24 protein-coding genes and 2 pseudogenes are annotated in these 26,979 nt (G+C 59.7%); 4 read left to right on the top strand and 22 right to left on the bottom strand.

All coding sequences use genetic code 11. The features are described from left to right. The first annotated feature begins 148 nt into the window (after positions 1-148). Positions 149-904: a M48 family metalloprotease gene (locus tag GV002_RS09580; protein ID WP_160018076.1), complete on the top strand. Its 756-nt coding sequence runs from the start codon at positions 149-151 to the stop codon at positions 902-904. 52 nt (positions 905-956) lie between these two features. After that, a complete protein-coding gene (locus GV002_RS09585) occupies positions 957-1,343 on the top strand; it encodes a lysozyme inhibitor LprI family protein (protein ID WP_160018077.1) in 387 nt (128 codons plus the stop codon). Here the strand turns inward: GV002_RS09585 and GV002_RS09590 are convergent. Genes GV002_RS09590 through GV002_RS09605 form a run of 4 tightly spaced genes read right to left on the bottom strand, consistent with a single transcriptional unit; the run spans position 1,340 to position 4,230 of the window. Further along, a complete protein-coding gene (locus tag GV002_RS09590; protein WP_160018078.1) occupies positions 1,340-2,533 on the bottom strand; it encodes a winged helix-turn-helix domain-containing protein in 1,194 nt (397 codons plus the stop codon). The genes GV002_RS09585 and GV002_RS09590 overlap by 4 nt on opposite strands. Positions 2,534-2,572: 39 nt before the next feature. Beyond that, positions 2,573-3,019: a DUF3291 domain-containing protein gene (locus tag GV002_RS09595; RefSeq protein ID WP_160018079.1), complete on the bottom strand. Its 447-nt coding sequence runs from the start codon at positions 3,017-3,019 to the stop codon at positions 2,573-2,575. 17 nt (positions 3,020-3,036) lie between these two features. Further along, the gene (locus tag GV002_RS09600) at positions 3,037-3,981 is read right to left on the bottom strand and encodes a DMT family transporter (RefSeq protein WP_160018080.1); all 945 of its coding nucleotides are present in this window, start codon (positions 3,979-3,981) and stop codon (positions 3,037-3,039) included. Between the two features lie 24 nt (positions 3,982-4,005). Continuing rightward, positions 4,006-4,230, bottom strand: a complete 225-nt coding sequence (locus GV002_RS09605) for a DUF1127 domain-containing protein (protein ID WP_160018081.1) — start codon at positions 4,228-4,230, stop codon at positions 4,006-4,008. Between the two features lie 97 nt (positions 4,231-4,327). Here GV002_RS09605 and GV002_RS09610 point away from each other — a divergent pair, with 97 nt between their 5' ends. Beyond that, entirely contained in the window at positions 4,328-5,182 is an 855-nt protein-coding gene (locus GV002_RS09610) for a LysR family transcriptional regulator (protein WP_160018082.1), read from the top strand. On the opposite strand, the gene GV002_RS09615 is transcribed toward GV002_RS09610, so the two are convergent. Beyond that, positions 5,177-5,944, bottom strand: a complete 768-nt coding sequence (locus GV002_RS09615) for a sulfite exporter TauE/SafE family protein (RefSeq protein ID WP_160018083.1) — start codon at positions 5,942-5,944, stop codon at positions 5,177-5,179. The genes GV002_RS09610 and GV002_RS09615 overlap by 6 nt on opposite strands. A gap of 100 nt (positions 5,945-6,044) precedes the next feature. On the opposite strand from GV002_RS09615, the gene GV002_RS09620 reads away from it, so the two are divergent. Further along, positions 6,045-7,007 (top strand): LysR family transcriptional regulator, encoded by a 963-nt coding sequence (locus GV002_RS09620; RefSeq protein ID WP_160018915.1) that lies wholly within the window; start codon positions 6,045-6,047, stop codon positions 7,005-7,007. A 102-nt stretch (positions 7,008-7,109) separates the two neighbouring features. Here the strand turns inward: GV002_RS09620 and efp are convergent, their stop codons facing one another. The 17 genes and pseudogenes from efp to GV002_RS09705 all read right to left on the bottom strand — a co-directional run bounded on the left by efp (position 7,110) and on the right by GV002_RS09705 (position 26,948). Continuing rightward, positions 7,110-7,682, bottom strand: coding sequence for an elongation factor P (gene efp / locus GV002_RS09625; RefSeq protein ID WP_003240094.1), 573 nt, complete (start codon positions 7,680-7,682; stop codon positions 7,110-7,112). Positions 7,683-7,716: 34 nt separating this feature from the next. After that, positions 7,717-8,859, bottom strand: coding sequence for an elongation factor P maturation arginine rhamnosyltransferase EarP (earP, locus tag GV002_RS09630; RefSeq protein ID WP_160018084.1), 1,143 nt, complete (start codon positions 8,857-8,859; stop codon positions 7,717-7,719). A 108-nt stretch (positions 8,860-8,967) separates the two neighbouring features. Beyond that, positions 8,968-9,174, bottom strand: coding sequence for a hypothetical protein (locus GV002_RS09635; RefSeq protein WP_160018085.1), 207 nt, complete (start codon positions 9,172-9,174; stop codon positions 8,968-8,970). A gap of 344 nt (positions 9,175-9,518) precedes the next feature. Then, positions 9,519-10,711 (bottom strand): annotated as a pseudogene (locus GV002_RS09640) (type II toxin-antitoxin system HipA family toxin). Then, positions 10,711-10,962: a helix-turn-helix transcriptional regulator gene (locus GV002_RS09645; RefSeq protein ID WP_160018086.1), complete on the bottom strand. Its 252-nt coding sequence runs from the start codon at positions 10,960-10,962 to the stop codon at positions 10,711-10,713. The pseudogene GV002_RS09640 and the gene GV002_RS09645 overlap by 1 nt, the downstream one beginning before the upstream one ends. A gap of 693 nt (positions 10,963-11,655) precedes the next feature. Then, a complete protein-coding gene (locus GV002_RS09650; protein ID WP_160018087.1) occupies positions 11,656-12,561 on the bottom strand; it encodes an amino acid ABC transporter substrate-binding protein in 906 nt (301 codons plus the stop codon). A 43-nt stretch (positions 12,562-12,604) separates the two neighbouring features. After that, positions 12,605-13,936 (bottom strand): putrescine-ornithine antiporter, encoded by a 1,332-nt coding sequence (potE, locus tag GV002_RS09655; RefSeq protein WP_160018088.1) that lies wholly within the window; start codon positions 13,934-13,936, stop codon positions 12,605-12,607. 70 nt (positions 13,937-14,006) lie between these two features. After that, positions 14,007-16,295, bottom strand: a complete 2,289-nt coding sequence (locus GV002_RS09660; RefSeq protein ID WP_160018089.1) for an Orn/Lys/Arg decarboxylase N-terminal domain-containing protein — start codon at positions 16,293-16,295, stop codon at positions 14,007-14,009. A gap of 66 nt (positions 16,296-16,361) precedes the next feature. Then, the gene (locus GV002_RS09665; protein WP_160018090.1) at positions 16,362-18,662 is read right to left on the bottom strand and encodes an Orn/Lys/Arg decarboxylase N-terminal domain-containing protein; all 2,301 of its coding nucleotides are present in this window, start codon (positions 18,660-18,662) and stop codon (positions 16,362-16,364) included. A 781-nt stretch (positions 18,663-19,443) separates the two neighbouring features. After that, a complete protein-coding gene (locus GV002_RS09670) occupies positions 19,444-19,788 on the bottom strand; it encodes a hypothetical protein (protein WP_160018091.1) in 345 nt (114 codons plus the stop codon). A 49-nt stretch (positions 19,789-19,837) separates the two neighbouring features. Beyond that, positions 19,838-20,866 carry a DUF2955 domain-containing protein gene (locus GV002_RS09675; protein WP_256667055.1) on the bottom strand — a complete coding sequence of 343 codons (1,029 nt, stop codon included), beginning with the start codon at positions 20,864-20,866 and terminating at the stop codon, positions 19,838-19,840. Then, entirely contained in the window at positions 20,856-21,986 is a 1,131-nt protein-coding gene (locus GV002_RS09680; RefSeq protein WP_160018092.1) for an HlyD family secretion protein, read from the bottom strand. The genes GV002_RS09675 and GV002_RS09680 overlap by 11 nt, the downstream gene beginning before the upstream one ends. A gap of 60 nt (positions 21,987-22,046) precedes the next feature. Continuing rightward, positions 22,047-22,571: a transporter suffix domain-containing protein gene (locus GV002_RS09685; protein WP_160018093.1), complete on the bottom strand. Its 525-nt coding sequence runs from the start codon at positions 22,569-22,571 to the stop codon at positions 22,047-22,049. A 79-nt stretch (positions 22,572-22,650) separates the two neighbouring features. Continuing rightward, a complete protein-coding gene (locus tag GV002_RS09690) occupies positions 22,651-22,941 on the bottom strand; it encodes an ABC-type transport auxiliary lipoprotein family protein (RefSeq protein ID WP_160018094.1) in 291 nt (96 codons plus the stop codon). Next, positions 22,913-23,320: pseudogene (locus tag GV002_RS09695) on the bottom strand (paraquat-inducible protein A); the annotation flags it as partial. The gene GV002_RS09690 and the pseudogene GV002_RS09695, both read right to left, overlap by 29 nt. Positions 23,321-23,977: 657 nt before the next feature. Beyond that, positions 23,978-24,946, bottom strand: a complete 969-nt coding sequence (locus tag GV002_RS09700) for an LLM class oxidoreductase (protein WP_160018095.1) — start codon at positions 24,944-24,946, stop codon at positions 23,978-23,980. Between the two features lie 220 nt (positions 24,947-25,166). Continuing rightward, entirely contained in the window at positions 25,167-26,948 is a 1,782-nt protein-coding gene (locus tag GV002_RS09705) for a monovalent cation:proton antiporter-2 (CPA2) family protein (protein WP_160018096.1), read from the bottom strand. Positions 26,949-26,979 lie beyond the last annotated feature (31 nt).

Raw genomic sequence — 26,979 nt, forward strand, 5'->3', positions numbered from 1 at the left:
GCCACTGGCCAGGGCGCGAACGGGCTCGCACATCTTCTGTGCGCTATCCGGCATAATGCCGCTCCATCGCGAGCACCGTGCAGGTGCCAAAGACGCTACCCAGCCGGAAAGGACTCGCGGCCAACACCCCCAACAAGGACGATGAACCATGCAACTGCGCACCACCCTCTCCGCTTTCGCCCTGTCCAGCGCCGTTCTGCTGACCGGCTGCCAGAACATGTCTCCCGACGCCATGCTGCAATCCGGCCTGATGGCCGTACAGGCCGCAACCCTCAGCGACGCCGAAGTACGCAGCATGTCCGACCAGGCCTGCACCGAAATGGATGCCGAAGCCAACATCGCCGGCCCGAACAGCCCGTACAGCAAGCGTCTGGACAAGATCGCCAACAACCTTGGCCACCAGATCAACGGCACGCCGATCACCTACAAGGTTTACCAGGCCGATGAGGTCAACGCCTGGGCCATGGCCAACGGCTGCGTGCGCGTCTACAGCGGCCTGATGGACCTGATGAGCGACAACGAAGTGGAAGGCGTGCTCGGCCACGAGATCGGCCACGTAGCCCTCGGCCACAGCAAGAAGGCCATGCAGACCGCTTACGCCACCACCGCCGCGCGCAATGCAGCAGCCGCTTCGGGCAACGGCACCCTCGCCGCCCTGTCCACCTCGCAGCTCGGCGCTCTGGGTGAGCAACTGGTCAATGCCCAGTTCTCGCAAAGCCAGGAGAATGCCGCCGACAACTTCTCCTTCGACCTGCTGAGCCAGCGCAACATCCCGCGCGATGGCCTGGTCACTGCGTTCGAGAAGCTGGCCAAGCTGGGCGGCGGCGAAAGCAGCATGTTCGACTCGCACCCCGGCTCCAGCGACCGCGCCGCCAACATGCGCACCCGCCTGGCGGCCAAGTAAAGGCCAAGTCCAGGGGCTGCTAATGCAGCCCCTGTTTCATTTGGAGATCGCCATGTCGAAACCGCGCAACTGCCTAGCACTCTTGCTCATTCTTTCACCCGCGGTTCAGGCCGATTATGACCAGCAGTACCAGGCCTGTCTGGATGCCAGCGGAGTGATCAACAACGCCAGCGTCGCCGGCTGCGCCGAAGGGGTATCCGAAACGGTGAAGAAGGAGATGAACCGCATTTACCAGCAGTTGTTCCTCAAGCTGCAGGAGAGTGCCCCGGAAGATGCCGAACAACTGGAAACGACGCAAAAGGCCTGGCTGATCTACCGCAACGGCCAGTGCGACCTGCAAGGCAAGCATGTCGGTTCACCGATGTACTACACCTGCCCGATGGAGCTGAACATCCAGCGCGTCGATGAATTGAAGTTTCTGCTGGAGAACGGTGGCTAGCCCAGCAGCCCGCGCAGGCTGATGCTCGGCGCCAGCCACACCTCATCCAGGCCCAGCCAGTGCGCCAGCGCACGCAGCGAATCTTCCAGCGCCAGGCGCGCCTCCTCGCTCAACACCGCTTCTTCCAGATGCACGGCATGCACCGCCAGGCGCCTGGTCGCGCGCTCGCTACGCAGATCCACCCGCGCCAACAAGCGCTCGTGATGCAGAAACGGCAACACGTAGTAGCCATACACGCGCTTGGCCTGAGGAGTGTAGATCTCCAGGCGATAGCGAAAGCCGAACAACCGCTCGGTGCGCTCGCGCTCCCAGATCAGTGAGTCGAACGGCGAAAGCAGTGCACTATGGCGCACGCGCCTTGGAATACGCGGCTCACCACGGCAATAGGCCGTCTGTCGCCAGCCCTGTACCGTGACGGGCAACAGCTCGCCCGCCTCCACCAGTTCGGCGATACGGTGCTTGCTGTCACTGACGTCGAGTCGGTAGTAGTCGCGCAAATCGCGCTCGGTCGCCACGCCAAGGGCATCGGCAGAACGCAGCAACAGCCGGCGCTGCGCTTCGGCCTCATGCAGATCCGGGTGATTCAGCACATCCGCGGGAATGACCCGCTCCGGCAGATCGTACAGCCGTTCGAAGCCGCGGCGCCCAGCAACAGTGACCAGACCTGCAGCGAACAGCCATTCCAGCGCCATCTTTTCAGCGCTCCAGTCCCACCAGGGGCCAGCCTTTTCGGTTCGTTTGGAAAGGCTGCCGGCGCCCAGCGCACCGCGCTCGTGCACGGCCTGCAGCACGCTGTCTATCGCATCGCGCCGCTCCACACCAAACTTCGCCAGCTGACTGTAGATGCCCTGCCCATCCGCAGCCCGGCGCATTCGCCAGCGCAGCAGCGGATAAAGCTCGAGTGGCATCAGCGAGGCTTCGTGCCCCCAGTATTCGAACAGCCGCCTGCGCCGCGCCCGGTCCCAGGCCAGTTCATCGAGGTGCTCGGCCTGGTAATGACCAAGACGGGAAAAAGCCGGCAGGTAGTGCGAGCGCACCAGGGCATTGACCGAGTCGATCTGCAACACACCAAGGCGCTCGATCTGCGCCTGCAGGTGCTTGCGGCCTATGGCGCCGCGTGGCGTACGACCGAACCCCTGGGCAGCCAGGGCCAGGCGGCGGGCTTCGGCGAGAGAAAGTGAGAGCGTCATGGCGACTCAGCCTATCAGGCAGTTTGGCTGCCGACGAGTTCAGGCCGGCGCGGCGAAGGCGTGGCGAAAGGTGAAGGCCTGTGCCGTCGCGCCATGCTCGCGCAGATGCGCCAGGCGCTCGGCGGCTTCGACCACGCTCGGCCGATGCCCGGCTGGCACCCACCACAGCACCTGGTGCGCCTGTTCGACACGCTCGAACCATTCGCGGCGGCGCTTGAGCATCTCGGTATGCGCCGATTTATAGACGTAATCGCTGAGCGACTTCACGTTCTGCCAGAGCGACATATTGACCAACACCTCGTCACCGAACGGACGGATCGCCGTCGCGTCACCCGCCTCGTCCTGCAAACGCCAGACATAGCCAGGCGAGCCTTCGGCCAGCGCGTTGATACGCTCCAGATTGGCGACGAAGTCAGCCATCTCTGGCGACTCCAGCGGCGCCTTCATCCAGGCGATGTTCAATTGAGCCAGGTGATAAGCAGACAATTTCCAGCCTCCTTGCGTCAGGGTTGCTGTGGCAAACCACGCCAGCCGGCCAGACGGCGACGCAGCCAGGCCTCACTGCTGACCAGGGTGATGCCCGACAGCACTAGCGCTGCGCCGATGATGAAGTTCAGGGTCAACGGCTCGTCCAGCACCAGCACGCCGAAGGTGACGCCAAACAGCGGGGTCATGAAGGAGAACACCGCCATATTCGAGGCCAGGTAGCGGCGCAGCAGCCAGAACCAGGCCAGGTAGGTGAAGAACGACACCACCACGCCCTGCAGCAGGATGCTGGCGATGGCAATCGGGGTCCAGCGCAGTTGGGACAGGTCGACTATCGCCAACGCATAGGTCAGCAGCAGCACGAACGCCACCGCCAGTTGATAGAACAACGTCAACCCGGCCGGCGCTTCGGACAATCGCGAACCTCGCACGACGACCGTGGTCGCGCCCCAGGCCATGCCGGCGCACAGCCCCAGCGCATCGCCGAGCAGCATGCTGCGATCGATCTGGGCCCAGTTACCGCCCACGCCGAAGGCCATCACCACACCGCCGAAACACAGCGCGATACCCAGCCACTGCAGGCGACGCAAGCGCTCGCTGGGTAACAGCAGATGCAGGCCAAGCGCCGAGAAAATCGGCGCTGTATAAAGGAATACCGCCATGTGCGAGGCCGTGGTGTAGCGCAGGCCCAGCGCAATAAAAAAGAACTCCAGCGCGAACAATACGCCGGCCAGAATCCCGGCCAGCCAAGTGGAACTGACCCACTCGCGCCAACCGCGCTGCCACAGCAACAGCAAGCCGACCATTAGCGCGGCAACGCCCGAGCGCAACGCCACCTGCAGCATGGGCGCGATATCGTCCGCCGCCAGCTTGATCGCCACCTGCTGGCTGCCCCAGATGGCGCACAGCAGCAGCATCAGTTGGAACAGGAAAAAATCGGCGCCCTTGCGTACCGCGGTCATTCAGCAACTCCTGTCATGTGTCACTCACTTTCTCAACGGGTCATCCCAGAACGGCCGTTCGGCCTCCTGCAACACATCGGCCCGGGAGAGGCCCAGATCCTTCAGTGCAGCATCATCCAACCGCGCCAGTTGCCCACGCTCGCGTGCCAGTTGACGCCAGCGCCGCAGCATACGCCACATACCAGCCAGTGATGGCAGACGTTCGAAGTGGATGGCCTGAGCCAACGCGTAACCTTTCTGACCTTTCATCTTTTCGCCCTCCTTGTGGGGTTGGCGTCAGTGTCGGGTCGCGCTTAAGATCAATCCAACGAATGTTTCTTATGGAATCCATCTCGAGGATTGATGAATGGCCTTCCACCCCAGTATTGATACCGAATTGCTGCGCAGCTTCGTTGCCATCGCCGACACCGGTGGTTTCACCCGCGCCGCAGAAACGGTCAATCGCACCCAGTCAGCCGTTAGCATGCAAATGAAGCGGCTGGAGGAAGACGTGGTACAGCGCCCGTTGTTCGAGCGCGACGGCCGCCAGGTGCGGCTGACGCCCGAAGGCCAGGTGCTGCTGGGCTACGCGCGGCGCATCCTCAAGCTGCATGGCGAGGTGCTCAACACCCTGCGCGAACCACACATGGTCGGCGCCGTGCGCATCGGTACACCGGACGACTACGTGATGCGTTTTCTGCCGGAGATTCTCTCGCGCTTTGCCCAGGCTTATCCGCTGGTGCAGGTGGAGGTGCATTGCGAACCCTCCGGCCAGTTGCTGCTACACCAGGATCTCGACCTGACCATCGTCACCCGCCAGCCCGGCAAGGAGATTGGCCAACTGCTGCGCCAGGAGCGCTTTGCCTGGGCCGTGGCCCAGGGGTTCGACCCGCATGAACAGAACCCCATGCCGCTGGCCATGTTCAACGCCGACTGTTTCTGCCGCGAATGGGCCTGCAACGCGCTGGATGCGATGAGTCGTCCCTACCGCATCGCCTACACCAGCCCCAGCCTGTCGGCGATTTTCGCCGTGGTGCGCGCGGGCCTCGCGGTCACTGCGCAGCTGCAAAGCCTGATCACGCCGGATCTGCGCACGCTCGGCGAAGCCGAAGGCCTCCCGCTGCTGCCGCTGACCAGCATCGTGCTGTTGCGCAACGAAAGCAGCCAGTCACCGGTTACCGAGTGCCTGGCCGAGCATATCGTCGAAGGTTTTCGCCTATAGGCGGCCACCCGACTCCAGCGCGAGCAGCAGCGCACAGAGCAGCAGGAAGCCGCAGAACAGACTGCGCAGCAGACGCTCCGGCAGCGAATGCGCCAGGCGCACCCCCCAACTGATGCTGAGCAGGCCACCGATGGCCAGCGGCACACCCATCCACCAGTTGACGTGATCATGCAGCGCGTAAGTGAACAGCGTCACCCCGGTACTGGGCAGCGCCAGCGACAACGACAATCCCTGCGCCACCACCTGGGTGGTGCCGAACACACTGGTCAGCACCGGCGTCGCCACCACCGCGCCGCCCACGCCAAACAGCCCGCCCATCGCACCGGACACCCCGCCCAGCACGCCAAACCAACCCCAGTGATGACGCAGCTCGCCGCTGGCCGGCGTCTGAGCCATCAGCATGCGCAGCAGGTTGTAGGCCGCCAGGGCCAGCAGAAAACCGACGAAGGCCCAGCGCATGGTGCGCGAATCCACCTCCACCGCATACAGCGAGGCCAGCCAGGCGCAGAAGAAGCTGGTAACGCCGAGCAGCAGGGCATAGCGCAGATCGATGCGATTGCGTTGATGGTAACGCCAGATCGCCAGCATCACGTTCGGCACCACCATGACCAGTGCAGTCCCCTGAGCGAGCTGCTGATCCAGCCCAAAGACAATGCCCAGCACCGGAATGGCGATCAGCCCACCACCGATGCCGAACAAGCCGCCCAATGTTCCCAGACCCAGGCCCAGCAACAGATTCAGCAACAGGTCGAACAGATTCATGACACCTCCATACAGTGGGCGCATGTTAATCAGTCGCGGCTAGCGCGGAAACGCACAGCAACGCACAATGGCTTTGCTTACCCCGCACAAGCAGGCTGCCATGAACCCCGATGCACTGACCGACCAACTGGAACTCTTTCTCGACGTACTGGAAACCGGCAGCTTCTCCGCTGCGGCCAGGCGCCATCCGCTCACGCCTTCGGCAGTGGCACGGCGCATCGACGCCCTGGAGCGCGCCATGGGCAGCAGCCTGTTCAACCGCACGACCCACGCGGTGCGCGTTACTCCGGCCGGTCTGGCGTTCGCCGAGCGCGCCAGGCGCATCCTCGCCGAGCTGCACCTGGCGCGCGCCGAAGCGGTCTCACTGAGCAGCGCACCCGAAGGCCTGATCCGTATCGACGCCCCCTCGCCTTTCGGCAGGCGCCACCTGGCCCCGGCGATTGCAGAGTTCCTGCGCGCCAATCCTGGCCTGGACGTACAACTGCGCCTGATCGACAGCTTCATCGACCTGCAGGGCGAGCACCTGGGCGAGGTGGATATCGTCGTGCGTATCGGCCCGCTGCCGGATAGTCGCCTGGTGGCCACGCCCCTGGCCTCCATGACTCGCATCGTCTGCGCCAGCCCGGACTACCTGCGCCGACGCGGCATCCCACGCAGCCCGCTGGAGCTGGAACAGCACGACGGCCTCGACTGGGACAGCCTGGCGCCACCCTACGCCTGGCGCTTCGAAGTCGATGGCAAGCTGCAGCTGTGCAAGCCCAAGCGCCTGCGGCAGACCAGCAACAACGCCGAAACCCTGCTGTTCAGCGCCCTCGCCGGCCTTGGCATCGCCCACCTGCCCACCTGGATGAGCAGCGAGCACCTGCAACGCGGCGAGCTGATCCCACTGTTCTGCGAACAGGGCCTGCCCGCCGTCGAGCCAGTGAGCATCTACGCCCTGCGTCTGGAGCGCGAAGCCAGCCCGCGCACACGCTTGCTGCTGAGTTTCCTGAAGCAGCGTTTCGGCTTTCCGCCGCCCTGGGACCTGGCACTGCAAACCAGCCTGGCCATCCCACAGCAGTAAGATCATGACCCTAGGGTGCTGCGCCACGCGCAGCACGATAACCGCCGCGTGACGGCCAAAAAAAACCCGGCGCCTAGGCCGGGTTTCTCGTGCAGCTCAAGCTCAGGCTGGCGCCTGGGTGCGGCCCTTATAGGAACCGTCACGGGTATCGATCTCGATCCAGTCGTCGATGTCGACGAACTCGGCAACCTTGATCTCGGTACCGTTGCGCAGCTTGGCAGGCTTCATCACCTTGCCGGAGGTGTCGCCACGAGCAGCGTTCTCGGTGTAGACAACCTGACGCACGATGGTGGTCGGCAGGTCAACGGAGATCACCTTGCCTTCGAAGAACACGGCTTCGCAGACGTCGGTCATGCCTTCTTCGATGAACGGCAGAACGCTTTCCAGATCTTCGGCACGCAGCTCATAGGAGTTGTACTCCGGGTCCATGAACACGTAGTCCTCACCGCTGATGTAGGACAGGTTCACTTCCTTGCGCTCGAGAATCACCGGCTCCATCTTGTCGTCGGCTTTGTAGACGGTCTCGGTCTTGGAACCGTTGAGCAGGTTCTTCAGCTTCATCTTGACGATGGCGCTGTTACGACCGGACTTGGTGAACTCGGCCTTCTGGATCAGCCACGGCTGGCCATCGATCAGGGCCACGCTGTTGACTCTCATTTCTTGTGCAGTTTTCATGCGGATATCCGAAATATGCGGGAGGTACAGAAATCTAGGCCGCGTATGATAGCCAATTTAGGTAAAACTGTTCCAGCGCCGTGGCAAGATCTGCCCTGGCAGCCTGCTGATCGCACCATTGCTCGGCATGTCGCTGCAGTAGTGGCCAAGCCTTGAGAAGCGCAGCCCAGGCCGTTTCCATCCCTTCACCGCTATTCCATGCCCGCCAGAATTCAGCCTGAACGGCAGCGATTTCAGGCATCAGATCGGCGTTATGAATCGCCAGAAACGCCTCGAGCTTGTCCCAGTGCGCCCGCTCCTCCTGCGGGTAGATGTGCCAGAGCAACGGTCGCCCCGCCCATTGCGCCCGGACGAAGGAATCCTCACCACGCACCGCATTGAAGTCGCAACACCACAGCAGGCGATCGTAGTCATCCTGGGCAACGAAGGGCAGCACATAGATCAGCAGATTACCGCGCAGGCCGTGATCACCCGGCGCCAGTAGCTCCCCGCCAAGCCAGACCTGCAGGTCAGCGAGAATCTTGCCCTGCGGCACCAGCAGTTGCGTCGGCTGCGGATCGGCTGCCAGTGCATCCAGCCATCCCGCCAGACCTGCGTTCTCGTAGGCGAACAGCGATATCAGCCGCGCCCCCGCTTCATGTGCCACGCCGAGTGACTGCAGGAAAGCCTGCTGCGCCTGCGCATCAGCCTGAAAGGTCCGCCGCCGCGCCAGCAGATCGGCCTCGCGCAGCAAACCACCCGTGCCCTCCACGAATCCAGGGAAGAAAAAGAACTTCTGCAAACCTCCAGGCTGCGGCGATGGCAGGCCATGACAACCAGCGACCCAATCCTCGGCACTGAGGTATTCCAGGTTCAGCCACAAACGGCGAGTACCGCTGGCTGCCATCGCTGCAACATAGGAAGGCGGCAACTGACAGGCGAAGGCCTCGATCACCACCTCGGCTGGTTCTACCAGGGGGAACGGCTCCGCCCACCGGCGTACCTCGACACCGCTCCAGCGTTGGCATTCGGCATCGACACTGGCTTCCGGGCACAAGCGTACGAAGGCACCCAGCTCGTCGACCCACAGGCGCACCGCATGCCCCTGCCGGGCCGCCAACTGTCGGGCCAGCCGCCAGGTCACGCCGATATCACCGTAGTTGTCCACCACGCTGCAGAAGATGTCCCACCTGGCCACACTGCGCCCCTTCAGAAAATGATCGCCATTGTAACCAGCGAGCAAGAAAAAGCCCGCCAGAGGCGGGCCAAGGGGAGCGCTGGAGCGAGCGCGGGGTAAAACAGTGAATCAGGCCAGCAGCGAGTCGCCCTCACGACGAATGGCACTGCTGAGTATCCAGACCGCCTGGCAAGCCAGCGCAGCCTCACGAGAAGCGAAGGGACCGGCTTTGGGCTGGCCGTCTACCATCACCAGCCAGCAAGCCATATGTCCGTCGGACCTGAGCTCAGCCGGTACGGCACTACCCACCAGGGAAACCACATCGATACGGGACATCATGACCTCCAATCCAACTCAAGCTCTGTTGGGCTCAACATTAGGCCGATGCCTCGCCGGACAGAAATCAGTGCTCTCGATAGTGACCATGGATATTGCCAATGGCAGAAGCACAGGCGCCGGCACAGACTGCGCCCCTGCGCCTGGCAGGCAAGAGTGGCTACGAAAGGAAAGAAGCCCTCAAGCCCGTAAAGCCTTGAGGGCCCAGAAATACATCCAGATACTCGTCATTGCGACGAGGGCAGGAACTTGGAAAACAGCACGTCTCGAAAACTCCGGTCTCGCAGCTATTCGATCAAGTCCGAGAGTCGTCTCCGATTCACTGCAACGGAACTGTCAGCATGCTAGCCAAAGGAATTCATGAACGGCTCAGCGCAATGTCTGATTGCCGCGACCACATGCGGCGCTTGCTCGGCCAGTTCACCTGAGCGCGCCATTACCTGCTCCAGCGCGCTCAGCTGTCCACGGATTATTTCTTCTGGCCGCACCACATCACAGATTTGCGCGAAGTCCAACAGCCCTTGACGCGACGCGAAGAGCGATTTGTTGCCCACAAGGTCCAGCGCCAGTACATCCCCTGGAATATAGGCGGTGGTGTTGACGATGTCGTACGCCGGGGCGAGCCGTGCATCGCGGCGAGTGGGGTCGGAATACAGCAGCCCGAAGTTTTTCAGATGGGCGTCGCCGTTACCGACTATGCAGCTCAAGGTTACGATCGCGAATAGCTGCGCCAGTGAACTCTGCATATGCTCGGGTGGGCAGAACAGACGGATAGCCTTGGCGATGGCGGAATAGCTCTTACTGTACTTTTGCTCTGCAGCCAGCCCCATCAATGCCGCCATGTCCTCAAACCCGATGGGGTCGAGCTGCTGATCCCGATCGAAGCGGCGCATGACAAACAGCTTGCGGTTGTCGGAGAGGTAGAACTCCGGCACAGCGATGCCCACCTCCCTCGCCACTGACATGCAAAGGAACTCGTTGATCGCCAGCCCCGGAAACTCATCCCGACCGCTCTTGATGATCAGGTCAGAGGTTTTCGAGGTGAAGCGCTGTGGCGTGGAATCCTGATGCTCTGGAACCAGCACCTTAGGCTGCACACCTGATATACCTGCACGCAGTAGCGATCCACCAGGCCGGCAAAAATATCTTCTGCGCCGTCCCAGGCAAGGATTTCCTCCAGCTTTTCTCCAGGGAACTGCTGGCGCGCCAGCAACTCATCGACTTGTGGCGAGCTGACTGCCACCCGTCCGATGGGCGAACTGCTACCAGATAGAGCCAGCAACAACATCGGGTCAACGTTCGCCACCTTGGCCAGGCGGTTACGCAACTGTTCCAGGACGTAGCCTTCCGGCAGGTTCATCTGGAAGATTGGGTGCAACTCGCGATGGCGGTATTCGTCGAAGCGCACCGGCATCAGCAAACTGATCGCGGCCTTTGCCTCGACATCTTCGTGGTAGCGGAAGAGGTAGTCTCCGGCACTGGCATGGATCTTCCCACTGTCGCCCTCTGGCGTTGCAACTTGCAGCACGGCCGTCATCAGTCGAATACTCCATGGATTTCGTCCAGCGTGGGCATGGCTGCCGGCACCACGTTGAGCTCACAGTCGAGGGCTGCCAACACCCGCGCGTAGGCAACCATTCCCACCGAGAGATCGCCCTTCTCGATGGCAATGACCTTCTGACGGGTGATACTGGCCAGGGAAGCGAGCGCAGCCTGAGTCAGCCCACGATTCAGACGGCGCTGCCGAAGCTGCTCACCAAGTCGCAGCGTGATGAGGGAATAGTCCATGTTCTGTATACGCGACAATTTATGTTGTATGTAACGTATACCGAACCAATGGGGAAATCAAAGCGAATGGATGCTTAGCCCACGAATCAATGCCATCCGCCGGATGCAATCACGACTGCATTGCGTGAGCGTCTGGGATGCCATGGACTTGGCTTATCCGATGCAAAGCGCCCAGGCGACACCCTGTGCATGGACGAATTCAGTCCGCTACTGGACAGGATCAAGGCTTCGAAAGACAGCCCAGAAAGGCAGCAGAAACAGCCTTTCACCTACGCGATCTACGGGCAAAGTAAGCACCGACACGGCTGAATCGGGTGAAGACTGGCCCATCAAGCCGACAGCGCCTTGCGAGAGTCCTGGCTCCCTCGAAGTCCAAGTGCACCGTAGAATACGAAAGCATGAGTGATGCAGGCGCAAGCGCCAGTCCCATTTTTCCTGAACCATACTCTTGGTACGTCCTTCCTGCAGGTACGCGTGAAACCCGATGCCATCAAGCGCATCAGCGGCTGGCCGATGGCTGATACGAACGGCTGCGGGTGCGAGTAATCCGACAGAGGGCCGGAATACTCATCCGGCTGAGTGGCCTGCGAGGCACAGCCACCCAGCAGCGCGGAAAACGATAGCCCGGTGACGGTAATACTGGAACGCTTCCTGGTGTGGCTCCTTGTGGGTCAGCGACTTGGTGCTATTTGTTTAGGGCAACGCATACACGGGGAACAGCAGACGTGCTCCGCCACGAAGCTCGCCCAGGTATTTACGCTGCATCTGTTCGATTTCGCCCGAGTGATACAGCTGGCTGATCACCGTATCCACCAGTAAACGGAAGTCCTCGTCGCTGCGCTCCAAAGCCAATGCCACCGGGGCAAACGTGAAGATGGTGTCGAGCAGCATCATCTGTTCACCCGCCCTGCTCTTCTGCAAGCCGTTCTGCAGCAGCATGCGCTCGGCGAAGAACGCATCGGCCTTACCCTCGGCTACCAGTTGCATGCCGTCCTCGTGGCTGCCGACGGTGGCCAACTGGGCGATCACGCCAAGCCTGCGCATCCTGTCGCGAATCCAGTCCTCGGTGATGCCGCCCTCCAGGGTGGCATAGGTGTGGTTGGCCAACCCCTGGTTGATGGTGGCGCGCCAGGTCGGGCCGGTGTGTGCCGCTTCGCCACTGAGCACCCGCAGCAGCGCTGCGGGTGCGTCCTTGCGCACGACCACGGATAACCCGGCGGTATATACCGGACGCGAAAAGCTCACCGATTTGCGTCGTTCCAGGGTTTCCAGCGTCGGGGTGCAAAGGATATCTATCTTGCCTGTCTGAATTGCACCACCCGCCGTATCCTCACTCACTGCCAGGTAAACCACCTCCAGATCGTTCAGGCCCAGCTCTGCCTTGAGCCTGTCGGCAACCTTCAGACACAGGTCGATGCCGTAACCGTTGACTGTACCGCTCTCCGCGCTGGTGAACGGCGCAAGATCGGGCAGGTAGCCAAGGGTGAAGGTATTGTTCGCGCGCACGCGTTCGAGCGTATCTGCACCAACTTGCATAGCTGGTAGACCAAGCAGAATGGTGAAGAACAGACTGATAAATTTGTGGGGCTTCATGTTCATATCCTGTCCCTACATGCGAATTTTTGGCTCTCGAAAACCCTGCCTAACCCTGGGTCGCAACGAACGGCCGCTCATTCACGAATCGTTTGGCGATGAAGCCGTAGAGCAGATAACCGATCGCCAGCACGATGGTGGCCCCAAACACGGCATCTTTGCCGGAGGCGTAAATCGCGAAGAATGAATAGGCCATCGCAATCAGCAGCACCAGCAGGTTACGGCTGTACACCGATCCGCTCACATCGGCCTTGTGCATCATCACCAGCAAACTGGTGAGCGCGGTTACGTAGGGAATCAGGTTGGTCACCGCCGCCAGGCTGACCAACTTGCCGAACTGCTCGCTGGCGTTGGGTGAGATGGTCGACACGGCCAGCACGGTCTGCAACACGCCGCAGACAATCATGCCGATGATCGGCGCGTTCGCTGCAGAGACCCTGGAAAATACTTTGGGGAACATGCCCTGATCGGCGGTCATCTTGGCGGTCTGCGCCAGGGTGAATTGCCAGCCCAGCAGCGAACCGATGCAGGCCATCACCGCCAGCGCCATGATGATGTTGCCCACCAGAGGGTTGAACATCTTCGCATACACATAGGCGAACGGAGCCGAGGAATTGGCCAGCTCGGCGTTCGGCACGATGCCCTGGATCACGGTGGTCGACAGCACATACACCACCGCCGCGCCCAGGGTGCCGAACAGGCAGGCCAGCGGCACGTTGCGCTTGGGATCCTCCACGGCATCGGAGCTCTGCGCCGCTGACTCCATGCCAAGGAACGCCCACAGGGTCAACGGGATACTCTGGATGATTGCTTCATTGACAGCGATGTTGTTCGGGTTCCAGGCAGCGGCGAATATCTCAGGCTTGAAGAAGAACCAGCCGATCAGGCAAAGCCCCGCCACCGGAATGATTACGCCCCAGACGGTGATGGTGCCGATTTTGCCGGTAATGCTCGGGCCGCCAAAGTTGGCCACAGTGGTCAGCCAAAGCAGCCCGACAGTGCCGATGAACAAAGGGATGGCACCGCTGCTCAGCCAGGGCATGAAGGACGACAGGTAGCCGACCGCGGAAATGCCAATCGCTACGTTGCCAATCGCCAGCGACAGGAAATAGAGGAACGAGCACATGAAGAACGCCGACTTGCCGTGCGCCTCCTCGCTGTAGGCCGACATGCCGCCCGAGCGGTTGCACAGCAATCCGCATTGCGCGAAGCAATAGGCGATCGCCATGGAACCGACAGCGGTGATGATCCAGGACAGCAACGAAACCGCCCCTAGTTGCGCCATATTGGAAGGCAGCATGATGATGCCCGACCCCATCATGTTGACCGCCACCAGGGTGGTGAGGCCCACCAGCCCCATCTTCTTGCTTGAATCAGCCATACCAGACTCCTCGCGCGTTCCGCGACGGCGGCCTGTGCCAGGGCTTGGCGCCCGGACAAGAAGCCGGGCGTTACTGTTTGACGACGTAGACCTTGTAAGTCAGCTCGCCCCCATCATGTTCCACTTCGACGCCGTGGTTGTCGTGCCCGAAGCCCGGGAAATGGCTGTCGAACAACTCCATGGCTAGCAGGTAATCAATGATGGCGCGCTTGTCAGCGCCGGCCTTTTCGCCGGGCATCATCAGCGGGATGCCCGGCGGATAAGGCACGATCTGTACCGCCACGGTGCGGTCAAGCATGTCGCGCACGGCGATCTGCTCGATCTCACCCTTCACCAGACGCGCATAGGTGTCGCGCGGTGAGGACACCGGGTCGGGCAGCAGGCTGAACGCTGCATCCATGTTCTGCAGCAAGCGTGAATCCAGCATGTCCCGATGCATCGCTTCGGCCAGATCGCGCAGGCCCATGCCGGCATAGCGCTCGGGATGGCTGGCAAGCAGATCGGGCATGACCTGCTCCAGCGACGCGTTGGCGTCGTAGTAGCGCTTGAACTCCATCAGCCCGGCAACCAGCGAGCCCCACTTGCCTCGAGTCACACCGATACTGAACAGCACCAGGATGGAATACGGCTCGGTCTTCTCCGCCACGATGCCGCGGCTGGAGAGGAAGGAAGACACCAACGGCGCAGGAATACCGCTGTTCTGCATTTCGCCTTCCAGTGTCTGACCAGGGGTCAGCACGGTTACCTTGATCGGGTCGAGCATGCAGTAGTCCATGCCGAGGTCGCCGAAGCCATGCCACTTGGCCCCCGGTTTGAGAATCCAGGCGTCGCCGCGGCGCAGCTTCTGCGGATCGATATCGGCAAACGGTACGCCGTCCACCTCATCGGGCTGCCAGATGCCAAACCACCAGTCCTGAGCATCGCGCTCGCGTATCTCGTTACCCAGTCGAGTCATGGCCTGGCGGAAGGCAATGGCTTCGCCAATGGACTCGTCGGTGAGGTACTCGCCGGCATCACCCATCATCTTCGCCGACACGTCGGTGGAAGCGATGATGCTGTACTGCGGGGATGTCGAGGTGTGCATCATGAAGGCTTCGTTGAAAAGCGCCGGCTTGACCGGCACCTTGCCCGAGCGAATATGGATCATCGACGCCTGCGACAGCGCGGCGAGAAGCTTGTGAGTCGAGTGGGTGACGGTCACCGTGGCATCGTCGGCATGCCGTTCACCGCGGTGCATGCCGTAACGCCCCTCGTAAAGTGGGCTGAAGCGCGCGTAGGCATACCAGGCTTCGTCGTAGTGGATGCGATCGACCGTCTTGCTCAGCTCGCGGGTGGTGGTCTGCACGTTGTAGCAAAGCCCGTCGTAGGTCGAGTTGGTCAGCACCGCCAGGACCGGCAGCGCCTGCTTGTCTCGGGCCAACGGGCTTTCCGCACGTTTCTGCGCGACCGCTTCGGGGCTCAGCTCGCTCTGCGGTACCGGGCCGATGAGGCCGCGCGCATTGCGTCGTGGGCGCAGGTACAACGGCACGGCGCCAGACATGTTCAGCGCGTAGTTCAGTGACTTGTGGCAGTTGCGGTCGACCAGTACGGCATCACCGTCGGTCACCGAGGCATGCAGGATGATCTGGTTGCTGGCCGAGCTGCCGCCCACCGAGAAGAAGGTGAAGTCGGCTCCGAACACTCGGGCAGCGTGGCGTTCAGCCTCCGCCATCGGCCCTGAGTGATCATTCAACGAGCCCAGTTCACCAACCGATACGCTAAGGTCCGAGCGGAGCATTTGCTCGCCGTAGAAATCCAGAAAGCTGCGCCCCACTGCCGTCTTCATGAAGGCAGTGCCGCCTGTGTGGCCTGGGGTGTGCCAGGAATACTCACAAGTGTCGGCGAAGTTGACCAGCGCGCCGAAGAACGGTGGCAGGACACTGTCTAGGTAGCGCTTCGCGGCCGCCGCGATACGTCCGGCGATGAATTCCGGGCTATCTTCCGGCAGCCAGATAAAACCGTCGATAGACTCGATGAACTCCAGTGGCACACGGTGCTGATGGGATTGTGTCATCCCAAGCAGCAGAGGCAATTGGGCGGTGCGCCGGCGAATGAGCTGGATGACCTTCTGCGCCCCCTCCAGGTCCTGCTCGCACAAAGCCCAGCCGAGGATTACGCAGCAATAAGCAGGGCTGGCGAGAAACGCCACCTCTGCGTCGTCCAGCGACCGCACCAGCTCCACTTCAAGATCATGCTCATGCAATGCGCGCATGATCGCCTGGGCGCTGTTGTGCACGACGCCGTCGTCGTAGCCCTGGTTGTTGGCGACGATCAAGACCGGATAGCGGTGTGCCAGGGTGGGAGGAAGCGAATGACTCATGAATGAATCCTCTTGAGAGGGGCCTTGAGGGGCGTCAGAGCTGACTACGGCATGGCTGTGGGTTGGCTACTTCAGACACCAGAAGTAGTAATCTCCGTCCTTGTGCTCGGCCCCGGATACTTCCTTCTCAAATCCCGGAAAACGGTTGCCCCAGTCCTGTAAGGCCGAGATGTAACTGAGCCAGGGTCCGTCCAACGGCCCCAGATTCTCGCCGGGCATGACAATCGGGATTCCCGGCGGGTAAGGCATGACACCGACGCCGGTAATCCTGTTGGCCGCCTGGCTGATCGCCAGCAATTCCGCATTGCCGGTCTGCAGGGCCTGGAAAGCGGCGCGTGGACTCAGCTCGATCAGCGGGAGCTGGCTGAAAGCCGCAGCCTGGAGGTAGTCCATGCGACTGCTGCGCATGTGCTCGAACATTTCGCGACTCAAATCACGCAGTCCCATGCCGTCATAGCGATTGGGGTGTTGTGCAACCAGATCAGGCAGGACCTGCTTCAACGACAGGTTGCAGTCGTAATGGCGCTTGAAGGCCAACATCACGTTTATCAGCGTGGCCCACTTGCCTTTCGTCACGCCGATGCTGAACAGGCACAGCACCATGAAGTCGGTGATGCGCGAGGCGACGATATTGTTGCGGTAAAGGAAAGCCCCGAGGATGGGTGCGGGAATACCTTCGGCTTCCAGCTCTCCGTTATCGCCCATACCCGGCACCATGATGCCAACCTTGATGGGATCGAGCAGGCACCAGCCCTCCTCCAGCCCGGCGAAGCCGTGCCATGTATCCCCCGGCTTCAGTTCCCAACACGCCGGATCGCTTGCCAGTTGCTCGGGATCCGCATCGACGAAATCAACCAGAGTGCCGCTCTTGTCGCGAATCTGTGGCGCGTTCCAGGGCTGGAAGAACCACTCCCCCTTGCTGGCAAATTCACGATGCACTCGCGCCAGAGCCTGGCGAAAATCTACCGCCTCGCGAATCGAATCCTGTGTAAGGGCGTAGCCGCCATTGCCGTCCATCATCGCCGCACCTACCTCGTTCGAGGCGAACATGCTGTATAGCGGTGAGGTGCTGGCCTGTATGACGAAGGATTCGTTGAAGCGGCTGTGCTCGATGGGATTGCGGCCGTTACGAATATGGATGAACGAGGACTGCGACAGTGCCGCAAGCAGCTTGTGAGTGGAGTGCGTGGCAAACACCGTCGGCCCGTCGCCTGGGTATGCAAGCGGATCGCCACGCATGGCGTAACGCCCCTTGTACAGTGGGTTGAACCGGGCGTAGCCGTACCAGGCCTCGTCGAAGTGGATGCGGTCGATGCTCTGCGCCAGCAGGCCTTCGGCGCGCTCGGCGTTCAGGCACATACCGTCGTAGGTACAGTTGGTCAGAACGCCATAGACCGGGTGTCCGCTCTGAGCCTGACTACGCAGAGGATGGTTGGCAATGGCAGTGGCAATGCGCTGCGGGTCGAACTGCTCCGGCAGCAGTGGGCCGATAATGCCGAAGCGGTTACGGGTCGGCGTCATGTACACCGGCAGTCCACCGGACAGCACTAGCCCCTGCTCGACGGATTTGTGACAGTTGCGATCGCACAGCGCGAATTGGTTTTCCCCCACGCACGCCATGAAGATTGCGCGATTCGAGCCTGAGGTACCGTTGAGCACCGCATAACTGACGTGGGCGCCGAACACACGCGCTGCATAGGCCTCAGAGGCGCCAACCGGGCCGCTATGGTCGAGTACCGACCCCAAGTTGCCGCGCTCAATTCCGCCATCGGCTCGAAACAGGTTCTCGCCGAAGAAATCGAAGAACACTCTGCCAACGGGTGATTTGGTGAAAGCAATGCCGCCCTGGTGACCAGGTGCAGCCCAGGAATGCTCATCCTTCAGAGCGTAGCGGATCAGCGCATTGGTAAAGGGTGGCATCAGGTTCTCGAGGTAACGCTCGATCGAGGCAGTGATTCGCCCAGCAATAAAGGGGGCTGTATCCTCAAGCAGCCATACACACTCATCTGCCAGACCCATGGCCTCGACCGTAATGCTGCGATTGGCGTTGCGGTCGGCCATCAAGAATACCGGGACGCGGTCGTAGCGCTGGCGAATAGCTCGCAGCAGCTCAACCGCCTGGGCATGGCTCTGAGAATCGTTGCGGCCTAGCGTCCAGTCAACGCAAATGCAGTGCAGAGCGGCATCGGAAATTACCGTGGCCATGCCATCCTCAAACGACGCTGCGCTGATGACCTCAGTGCTGTGGTTTTGAAACTCGTTTATTAATTCGTTCAGCATCCTGCCGCGGCCGCTGGCGGGATTAATCACATCATCATCGATAAATAGGACGCGCTTTTTCAGTTGTATGTTGGTTCGCCCTATCATCTCTCAACCCTCTGCTAAAAGAATGCTCCAGGCGCACTTACGCAAACGCCAGAATGTGGCGCGCACGCATATGAAAAGTCTTATATCCAGGCGCTTCAGGCAGGCTGGGAAACGGGCGAACAACACCCCAGAGAGCGTCGAGTTCCTTTCGATAGTTTTCTCACAATAGCGTGTTTTAAAAAAAGTAAAGGAAACTCGTCCGGGCTGGCGACGAACGGCTAAAGAGGATAGTTACTGCAAGCACCAAGAGTGCGGCATCTATTTGTTTTTAATTGAATATCGCCCGCCTGACTGGGCCGTTCAGTTGCCGAAAAATAGCGCATCACATAACAGAAACACAAGAAAAGATAGCGCTATCATCTTGGGTTAATAATTATTGGCTATGACGCCGTGTCGCTAAATTTTAAAACGATACAATGACAGGGAGGTGTACATTTTGACTTGCCTCGCGCTGCACATGGCAAAATACGAGTCAGGAAATTTTACGCTGAGGCTGTAATACGCAGTATTCAGCACCATGCGACTCTGCCGCCAATCATTGCAGGATTGTGTGCGGCTCGATTTCCCCTCGCACATATCGCCCCGACTCAACGAATGGTTCCCGCATGACGTGCTCGTAATGACATCACCAGTTTCCAGGTCGAGTTCAATCGCAAGCGAATGGCAGTATCGGGAATCGCAAAATACGACGCTCCGGAACATGAAAATGGGCACGAAGAAGTATGAAGAGCATAGCCAGTCGCGGCGAGACCCAGAACAACCTAAGCGCGACATTGACAATTCACTCTGCCCGAAAACTCCAGACCAGCTGCACCATTCTGATGGCAACAACCAAATAAAAAGACCATAGAAAAATCTGAATTATCATCCGATAACGCAGACGTGCAACACGGTGCAAGGCATCACTAATGTTCAGGAACATCAGCACTGCAGAAATCAGGATCAGCCCAGACCCAGTTAGCTTGGCACCCACCAGCGCCAGAAACATCGACTGCTCGCTGTGCAATGCACTTGTCCCTGCTGCAAACAGCAGCGCGCATACCAACAGGTTTTTCACATTATCGAAGACTTTGGTGCAGAGATCGTTTTCTAGAAATTTGATATAGATTTTCCATGCTGTCTTCATGGTTCACCTTCGCTCAGTTCTATCATCGGGCCTTAAACGTCAGTTTTTTCTATTCCACCTGTCGAGGTCTGGGCCATAGCACAGCGGCCAGAGTGACTGCATAGCAACTTGCAGCCAGAACATAGGCGATACGTGTCGCAAACAGATCAGGCGTACTGTTGGGCAAGGGCGATATACCGAGCCCGAAAAGGACAAGGAAAACGATCAGTCCGCCGCCAAAAACTCTTTGCTGGCCACCTCCCATTGCCGCTTTGCCTGCGAAAAGCAAACTTACCAGCAGTGCAATCAATACAACCAGCCACAAACTCGGGTGCAGCTGGAACAGCGCAAACGCCATAGAAGCTACGACACCACCAAGCAAATTGACCGCGACCAGGCCAATCGCCGCGCGCAAACTCATGCCCGGCTCCAGCTGGTTGAGTAACGAGGCTACGGTGATCGGAACGACCATGGCGGTGGCAAGACGAGAGTCGCTAAGGCACAGAACAACGATAGCGAGCAGGATCGAGGCATTGGCCGTGGCTTGCCGGGTTATCAGTGCGCCACCATGCAGCGGTACAATCTGGACGGCTGGGCGGTCAACGGCCGGATCTGGCAGCAGCGCGTGGGCGCCCCATGCCAGCAGTGTCGCAATGCCGATGGCCTTGGCGAACATCGATACAATCCACTCACCCAGGTCACGATGCACAATGTCGAGCAATGGGACGACCACACCGATCACCAGCATCAGACCCGGCCCGGCCCCACCTCGTTGCCGACCTTGAGCCTCAAAACAGCTGAAGTAGAAAAGCCACAACAGCGGCGCGAGTACCAAAGGGCGCTCTCGGAACAAGCCGGTGGCAAGTACCAGCAGCGAGCCACTCAGGCAGATGATCAGAACGGTTGCCACCCCCTGGCGCAAGGTCATGGGGTGGGGGCTGGCCAGCAGAAACTGTGCAGCAAACATCGGTGCCAGAAATGGCAGCGGGTCGCCTAGCACCAGCCCCATGCAAAGCCCCAGAGGTACTGCAAGGGCAACCCGCAGCCCTAGACGTCTTGCCCTGAATGACGTTAGTCGAAAAGCATCGTTAGTTGACATAGTTCAGCCAGGCGACCAGGCGTATGGAAAGTGCGCCCAGCGCATTGGCAATGGGGTTGTCGTCCGCATAAACAACAACCGTCACCTGTGAACCATAGCGGGGACCTGATGGGTACGGTTTATCCACGATCAAACGCACCGGGAAACGTTGCGGATCGCGCACCCAGCCGCTTTCGTTACGCACCGAAGGCAGTGCATATGGGCTGCTGCCTTCCTGCGCGACGCCCCAACTGACGCTTTCTACGCGTCCCTTGAATACTCTCCCCGGCAACACATCGAACACGAACTCGGCGGGATCATCGACATCCATGTGTTCCAGGCTGTTCTCCTTGAAGGCGGCGGACACCCACACGGTCCCGACGGTAATGACAGTGAGCGCTGGCTGGCCGGGGCTCACGACTTGGCCGACGGCTAGCTGAAGATTGGTCACAACGCCATCGGCCGGCGCGACAACCTCTGTGCGGACCAGATCAAGCCGCGCTTGCTCCAGCGCAGCCAGGGCCTGTTTCAACTGCGGATTGTCGTTGCCTTCGGCCCCCAACTGCTCCCGTGCACGCTGCAGATCCGCCTGGGCCTTGTTCACCTCGGCCTCGGCTGAGCCAAGCGCAGCCATACGCTCGTCCAGCCTCGCACGTGGATACATGCCCCTGTCGACAAGCGTCTTGACCCGCCGGGCCTGTTCGCGTTCGTTGTCGCGTTGTGCACGAGCGGAGACCAACGTCGCTTGGGCTGCATCCACCGAGGCCGTATTCGCGCCTATTGCCTGACCAGCTGCTTCCAGTTGCGCTTCGGCATCCATGACAGCTAACCGGTATGGCAGTGGATCTATGCGAAATAACAGGTGTCCCGCCTTGACCCGCGCATTGTCGAGTACTCCGACTTCGGTAACGCGCCCCCCCACCTCAGGCGCCATCGATACAACGTAGGCTTGCACCACCGCTTGCGAAGTCAGCGGGCTACAACGCTCCAGGAAGACGGAAGCCACGAACAATACGGCAATCAGGGCGAGCACCATCGAAGCAGTGCGCCGCAGTGGGTTCCGAGGAGGCGCTTCAACCGGAATTGGCGCCGGAGGAATGTCCACATCAGCAGAATCTGAAGTATTCGATGCTTCGGCCATATGAATACCTGTACAGAACAAGATCGGTGAAATGGTTGGTCCCGATTGTTTCAGACGCCTTCAGAGCGTTTCAGGGTTTACCACCCTCGCCTTGCGGATAAACAGCGCACGGAGCTTTTCCCAGAAATTACCGCCAAGGACGAAAAAGCTACCGATCAACAAGACATCTCCTAGTAGCTGAAATGCCCAATTGTTGGGCCGCAGACCGGGTGCCAGGGCGTCGATATAGGGTTCGAGAAAGGAAGAGATCAACGGCAGGCAGAACATCACCATACCGATATGATGGCGTGTTGGGCCTACTTCGTCGTCAGCACTGACTGCATAACCTGAAACACGCCGAAAAATGTGCTGTTTGAGCTCATGGAATCCCGCCTTCCCCATTACTGCTATTACTAGAAGAAGAAGCACCTTATTGAAGATGAAAAGCGCGCCAGTGAGCGCTGCGATCCTGGCGCCAGAGACCCCAACCGTGGCGGCCACGGGAACCAATAACCACATAAAGAGCATCAGACATATAATGGATATACCTAACTTGAAGCGCCATTTTGCAGATTGCGGAACTTCTGAAACATTTGCTGCAGACATGATGTAGTACCTCTCCGAGGTTGTAGATAGCCACTACGTTCTTTATCGCGAATAGACGATTTTCGAACCATCGTGTTTTTCAATCGCACTGCATGGGCGTTCTTATAGCCACTTTTTTGATATCTTCTGCGAGACGTTTCAGATTGTGTTGATGCGCAATAACGATCTCGTCCATCGACACCCCAGACGGTGTTCTAAGTGTGCTACGACAGTTCGCTATGCCCTTCTTCCCCGCGCCCATTTCGCGTAGACGCCAGGTGACATCGATAAAGGCGTACTGACCAGGGATCGAATCCAGACGATGCACATCCAGGCGCACCGAGAGCTTGCGTCCGTCGCGAACGCATGAACAATCGGAAGCCTGGGGCACGCCGTTGCGATATAGCGAAGCCGAGTATCCAGGCCAACAAAATTAGCTGCACTGCGGGCGCAATGATGATGGAAATTGCCGAGGCCATAGCGATAAAGGTTATCGGCCCCAGACTTAAAGCCAGAACCGAATCCCACAATGTTGTGCTGTTCACCTTGCCCTGCAGGCTGATGGTCATCACAGGGTAAAAATTTGCGAGAGCCCACAGCACTGCTGCAGTAAAGGTCAGCGCCAGTCGTTGCTCGATCGACAGTCCGTTGAAACGCTGTAGAACTGCTCCGCAGCGCGCGCAATATGCTGTTTGGTGTCTGGAAAGATGTACCTTCTCAAATACGCAATCGCAGTGTTCGCAGATGATTAGTTCGTCGCAGCTCGACATCATTATCACCGTTGAGCGATATAAGCGATATACGGACCGCAACGTGTCCTCTTAACCTGAGGCATAGCACGGCAGGTGCGGTTCAATGATGATGGTCCAGAGACCTAAAAAAGTCGAATCGCTTCCAACATTGGCTGATGCTTGTGTCAGGCATCAGAATACGAGCACCCTCATAATTCGCTAGCTCATGTTTCACGAGATGTCGCGCACCGATTACTAAACTTCACGATCAAGCAAACGGCCAAGCCATCATGAAATATGCCGAGCCTGGACGCGACCGCACCGCAACGGACCAGCGCATGAGCCTGCGAGCTGCGATTATTTCAAAGGCCAGCGCCCTGGCGACACCCTTCGCTTTGCGGAGCGCGATATCTGAGATGGCTACCTACATGTCAGACAATCAAAAACAGGAGCAAGGCGTCGTATTGAGGTGGCAGGTGAGTTGTCGTCACTACTGGCACGATGGGCCTGAAAACTCCCTTCTGCGGCACGCGCAGTCGCGTTATGAACAGCCGGTGCTCCCTTGGGCGTTCGTCGAGGTTGCGTTGCTCGGCTCGGTCAAGCCCAGCGCCGTCGTGGCTGCTAGGTTGCCGGTCCACGTACGGTGCAGTGACCGAACAGAAGGCGTGGGCCGTAGCTATCCAGCACCATGCTGCCTCATGTCGACAGGACGAAGTTAGGCAGAACGAACTGACCGAGCTCCTCGATAACCTCGCCCGCGGCACGCTGCCCGTATTTCAAATTGACGATCACATGGTTAACCCCGATCCCCTGCAAGCTTTCCAGCAACGAGATCAGGTGATATCGCCCTAATTGATAGCCCAGGTGGATCGGTCGTGGTGGTGTCTGCGGGTTATCTGTCAGGTCGATGTATAGCGACTGGGTGAAGGGTTTGAACAGCTCACCGCATTCGGCACGAACCGCAGTGCGCCAGTTCTCGACAATCAGCTGCTGCGTCTTCGGGGCGCGCGGATAACTGATCCAGCCATGACTGTAGCGGGCAATCCATTCCAGCGTCTGGCGGCTATGGCCGGTGACAAAGAAAGGAATTTCCGCCGTGGTCGGCTTGGGAATCAGATCCGCGCCCTCAAGCGTCCCGCCGGACCAGGTCAAAGGCATGAAACTGCTACGCTGAGCCTCGCGAAATACCTCGAGGTATTCGCGGAACAGGCTGTCGCGTCGCTCCGGGTCGACACCGAATGCGGGAAACTCCACCGGCCGGTCACCGGAAGCCACACCGAGTAACAGGCGGCCACCGCTGAGCTGATCGACACTGGTGGCGGCCTTGGCGGTGTGCAGAGGATTGCGGATTGGCAGGATGATCGAGGCGGTACCCAGCGCAATCGAGTGTGTGTGTGCCGCCATAAAACCCAGGTACACCCAAGGATCGAAGACCTGACCCGAATCACCGAAGCTGGGGTCGCGTAACGGCACGTCGCGAAACCAGAGGGCAGAGAAACCCAGCTTGTCGGCACGTTGGGCCAGGCTCACCTGGTCGAGCATGCTCGGCGTATCACCGGCAAAGGCTTCGAGGGGGAAGAAAAGACCCAAGGTCAGACGGCCTTGGCGGTATGTGCGCTGAAAGCCAGGTTGTCGCTGATAGGGAATGGAATTCGGAGTGAACATGCGCCCTCCTACCTATTTCGAAAGATGTTGAGGAGCTGAAAGAAATCCATGCGAACGGATATCAAATCAGCGTTATCAAGGCCACCTGAAGCTCCGCGCAGGGCGTTTGCAATGGTCCGGGGGCGATGCGTTGCGAGGTCACCTGCTACCCCCGCTGCAAGGCAGCGATACAGCGCGAGACGGTCGACGGCGACAGACCTATACGATTCCGAATGACTGCTCATTGGGCCTCCCGCGCTTCTTGGTTCGGCGGTTCGATATGCTCGATGTTTCCCAGCACCAACGCTCGCCCGGCAAACAGACCGCCCGCTGTTTCCAGGGCAAAACGTTCGGCATCGCGTTTGCGCACTTCGTCGGTCACCGCGTCGGCTTCGAGTTCAGACACCCCCAGCGTCAGCACGGCCTGACGGCCGAGCAGCAGGGCCGACTCAAAGGTTTCCCGCACTATGTAGTCGGCGTCGTGCTTGACCAACTCCAGCGCGTGTTCGCGATCAAAGGCACGCACCAGCAATTTCACCTGGGGGCAGTAGTGCCGTGTACTTTCGACTATGCGTGTCGCCGCTTTTTTGTCGTTCACACAAACGATGATGGCTCGGGCGTGATGGGCACCGGCAGCGTGCAATATTTCATGGCGGGCACCATCACCGTAATAGACCTTGAAACCATAGGGCTCCACGGCGCGGATCACCTCCGGATCTATCTCGATAATGGAAAGTTTCGCTCCCTGAGCGAGCGGTGCCTGGCAGGCAATCTGGCCCACGCGGCCAAAGCCGATGATGAGTACATTACCTTGCAGATTCTGTGCGCTTTCCACACCGACCATCGAAACGCTCGGGGCGCGGGCAAAACGTCTGTACAGCAGTAAGGCAACCGGCGTAATGGCCATGGAGAGCACCACGATAGCCGTCATATTGGCGTTGACTTCGGGGCTGATGACCCTGAGCTTGAGCGCCTCGGCAAACAACACAAAAGCAAATTCTCCACCCTGCGCCATAAGCACTGCACGATCCAGCGCATCGCCATGGGAGCTCTTTGCAAGGCGCGCGACCACATAAATACACAGTGCCTTGACCAACATCAGCGCCAGCAGACCAGAGGTGATGAGCATCCAGTTCGTGACCACCACTTGCAGATCCAACGCCATGCCGACGCCAAGAAAAAACAGCCCCAGCAGCAGGCCGCGAAACGGCTCTATGTCGGCCTCCAACTGGTGGCGAAATGTGGATTCCGATAGCAGCACGCCGGCAACGAACGCCCCCATCGCCATTGAAAGCCCGCCGATTTCCATCAGCAGCGCTGCCCCCAGCACCACCAGTAGCGCGGCGGCGGTCATCACCTCGCGCGCCCGGGCTTGGGCCAATACCCGAAACATCGGATTGAGCAGCCACAATCCGATGGCCACCAGTGCGCCCAAGGACAGGGCGGCGATACCGATACGCTGCCAAAGCGGTGATGTGGGTTCATGCACCCATTCAGTGGGCGCCAGAAATGCTACCACCGCCAGTAACGGCACTATCAACAGGTCTTCAAACAGCAAAATGGACACGATACGCTGCCCCCTCGGCTCGGTTATGTCACCGCGCTCCGAGAGGACTTGCATAACCAAGGCCGTGGATGTGAGTACAAAACCGGCCGCGCACACAAACGCCACCTGCCAGGGGAAACCAAAGGCCATACCGACAAAGGTGAGCAGAACAGCACAGACCACCACCTGCAGGCTGCCCAGCCCAAAGATCTGCCCACGCAGCTCCCATAGATGCGAGGGTTTCAGCTCCAGTCCAATCACAAAAAGAAACATCACCACACCCAGCTCGCCCACCCGAATGATGGTGTGAGGGTCATGGATCAATTGCAGTCCAAAGGGACCAATCATCATTCCCGCCGTCAGGTAGCCCAGCACCGAGCCGAACCCGATGCGTTTGAGCAGCGGGACTGCCACCACGGCGGCGGCAAGCAACGTAACGACACCCAATAATTGCCCTGCGTTGCCTTCAGCGGCCATAGCCTTGACCCTCAGTCCGTATCAGTAAACG

This window comes from Pseudomonas sp. 8O (genome assembly GCF_902506495.1).
GTDB classification, from domain to species: Bacteria; Pseudomonadota; Gammaproteobacteria; order Pseudomonadales; family Pseudomonadaceae; genus Aquipseudomonas; species Aquipseudomonas chaetocerotis.